This window comes from Desulfosarcina sp. (genome assembly GCF_046496365.1).
In the GTDB taxonomy this organism is placed as follows: Bacteria; Desulfobacterota; Desulfobacteria; order Desulfobacterales; family Desulfosarcinaceae; genus Desulfosarcina.
The window spans coordinates 1-2744 of sequence record NZ_JAWOHB010000040.1; the positions used below are offsets into that span (position 1 = coordinate 1).

Here is a 2744-nt window from a genome sequence, read left to right on the forward strand (position 1 = left end):
GATTTGCTTTCCTGTGCCTGTTTGACGAGATCGATGACCTGCGACAAAAAGGAATCCTTGCCGGTGCCTTTGACCTCGATGGTGAGCGAGCCTTCGCCGTTGATGGCGCCGCCGATGACCTTGCCGCCGGTCTTTTTGCTGACCGGGGTTGATTCCCCGGTAAGCATGGCTTCATTGACCGAACTCTCGCCCTCTACGATGATGCCGTCGGCCGGAATTTTCTCACCGGGTTTGATCAGGACCTTATCATCCAATGCCAGCTCGCTCAGCGGTACGTCCTTCACGCTGCCGTCGGGCATGAGTTTGTGAGCGTCGGAGGGCATGAGTTTGGCCAGTTCCTCCAGGGCCTTTGAAGCGCTCATCACCGACTTCATCTCGATCCAGTGCCCCAGCAGCATGATGTCGACGAGGGTGGCCAGTTCCCAGAAGAACATCTTGCCGGTGAGGCCGAACACGACAGCGCTGCTGTATAGATAGGCGGTGGTGATGGCGACGGCAACCAGGGTCATCATGCCGGGCTGCCTCGATGTGAACTCCTCGAACAGCCCTTTGAGAAACGGCCAGCCGCCATACCAAAAGACTGCGGAAGAAAGACTGAAAAGGACATAGATGTCGCCGGAAAAACGAACCGCCTCTCGCAGTCCCACCAGGGTTTGAAGCATCGGTGAGAGGAGGAGAACCGGCAGGGTCAGGGCCAGTGAGATCCAGAACCGTTTTCGGAAATCCGCCGCCATGTGAGCATGGTGATCGCCACCCTGATGGCCGTCATAACCCTTGCTTGCTTTATGCCCAACCTGATTCATCCCCTGATGGCTTTCGTGTATTTCATGGCCTCCGTGTTTGTGAGTATTCTTTTTCGCCATGCTTTCGTCTTTCTCTCAGATAATGAATCTTAATATCCCCATCGGCCGCCGCCCGGACACGCCCAGCCGCGGTCTCCAAACTCCTGTCGGCATTGGGTCAGATACCCGTCGTGTTTCCGGTCCAAATTGGAGCGCAGCTCCGCGATTCGATCCGACAGCGCTTTTACCTTCTCGGGATCTGGATTTTTCTGGTCCCAGAGCGTCTCCAGCTCCATTTGTTTGGCGCTCAGCTCCTGTCTCAGCGGTAAGGTCTCCTGCATAAACCGGGAGCGCATCTCGCGCCATTGCTCGCGCTGTTCAACGGGCATGTCCTGCCAGCCTTGCGGGTCAGGCCCCATCCCCCGATCATACCCGCGCACCCCACGGCCCATGTCGCGATCATGGCTCATCATTCCAGATCCTCGACCTTGGTACCCCGATCCCGGGCCCATCATTCCCGGCCCCATGCCTTCAGTTCCGTATCTGGAACCTGAATAGGACGGGTTTTGGGTCTGCGCCGGTTGATTTTCAGCCGCCCACAAGGGGGCAGCCAGCAAAAGCGATATTGCCAGACAGCTCAATATTATGTTCCTCATGATCAATCTCCTTTCATCCGGACAAAAGCGTGTTTCGTCCTTTGTTCAGTTGCTATTTACGGCGTTGCGCGACGACGTTTCCGAATCGGGTCCCCGTTCCAAGCCAACGCCCCGTTCACCAGACCGCCACAGTTTTCCGATGCCCCAGGCACACAAGCCGAAACCGATCGCCAACACCGCGACGGCTGCGGCATAATTGCCGAACAGATCCGTCAAGGTGATCTGCCCCACGTTGGTGGGGTCGTATAAAACGGGAATCAGCGTCTCGTGCAACTGGGCGAAAAGGGCCGTGCCGGCCAGTCCGCCCAGCAGGGCGAAGATGGCGTCCATGCGCCCCTCGCCGGCGGCCGCCCAGGTGGTGCCGGGGCAGTACCCGGTCAGCCCCCACCCGATGCCGAAGATCACGGCGGCCAGTCCCGTGGCCACGATGCTGGTGGGCAGGGGCAGGATGCGCCCCACGCCGACCGACTGGAGCCCGAAGAGACCCACGGCGGACAAGGCCACCGTCAGAACCATGAACCGGGGGATATCCGTGTCCAGCATCAGGGGCGATCGGGCCATCCCATGGGCGTCGGTGGCCCCGATGCGCTGGATGACGAATCCGAAGGCAATTCCCGAAAAGAGTCCCAGCCAAATTTGCGTCATTGGATATCCTCCCCTTGGGCTGTTTTCCCGAAGATCAGCCGGGCGGTGAGCATGGCCACGGCAAAAATGACGATGCCGAAATAAAGACCGCTGACGGCCAGTTGCGTCGATCCGGAGATGAACAACCCCAGGGTGCAGCCGCCGGCCAGCCGCGATCCGAAAAGGATCAGGAATCCGCCGAAAAAAGTGGCCGAATATCGTTTGGCCCGGCTGCCGCCGAAGCGTTTCTGCCAGATCGGCGGCATATCGCGCACCGGGATTTTTTTGGATGTCCGTCCGGCGACAAAGCCGCCGATGGCCATGCCCAGTACAAAGGCGAAAAGCCACGAGCCGGGGCCGGCAATGGCCTGGTAGTGGGCCTTGGACGCCGCGTAATCCGGCGCCACCCATTCGAAAAAGCCTTTGAGGGTGCTGACGAATCCGCTGGACGAGGCCGGGGGCCCATAGGTGGCGAAAATAAAGACGACGATGCCCGCCAGGGCAAAGGCGGCCGGGATCCAATTCCAATAGGGGATGGGCTGTCTGTTCGTATGTTCCATGGGCTTATCCTCCGCAGGAGACGTACCCGCTTTTGGCCCCGCGGTCGCCTCCGGGTTTGGGGGCCGCGCCGCTTTGACGGTTTGTCTTTCCCAGACGTTCTAGTGCGGCGGTTGTGGACGAG

The 2744-nt window shown here is 59.6% G+C and carries 3 protein-coding genes and 1 pseudogene; all 4 read right to left on the minus strand.

Annotated elements, in window-relative coordinates; genetic code table 11:
• A pseudogene (locus R6V78_RS02730) lies at window positions 1–863 on the minus strand (heavy metal translocating P-type ATPase); the annotation flags it as partial.
• 29 nt (window positions 864–892) lie between these two features.
• The gene (locus tag R6V78_RS02735; protein WP_410287792.1) at window positions 893–1438 is read right to left on the minus strand and encodes a Spy/CpxP family protein refolding chaperone; all 546 of its coding nucleotides are present in this window, start codon (window positions 1436–1438) and stop codon (window positions 893–895) included.
• Window positions 1439–1483: 45 nt separating this feature from the next.
• Window positions 1484–2083 (minus strand): YeeE/YedE thiosulfate transporter family protein, encoded by a 600-nt coding sequence (locus R6V78_RS02740; RefSeq protein WP_410287793.1) that lies wholly within the window; start codon window positions 2081–2083, stop codon window positions 1484–1486.
• Window positions 2080–2622, minus strand: a complete 543-nt coding sequence (locus R6V78_RS02745) for a YeeE/YedE thiosulfate transporter family protein (RefSeq protein WP_410287794.1) — start codon at window positions 2620–2622, stop codon at window positions 2080–2082. Before R6V78_RS02745 ends, R6V78_RS02740 begins: the two co-directional genes overlap by 4 nt.
• Window positions 2623–2744 lie beyond the last annotated feature (122 nt).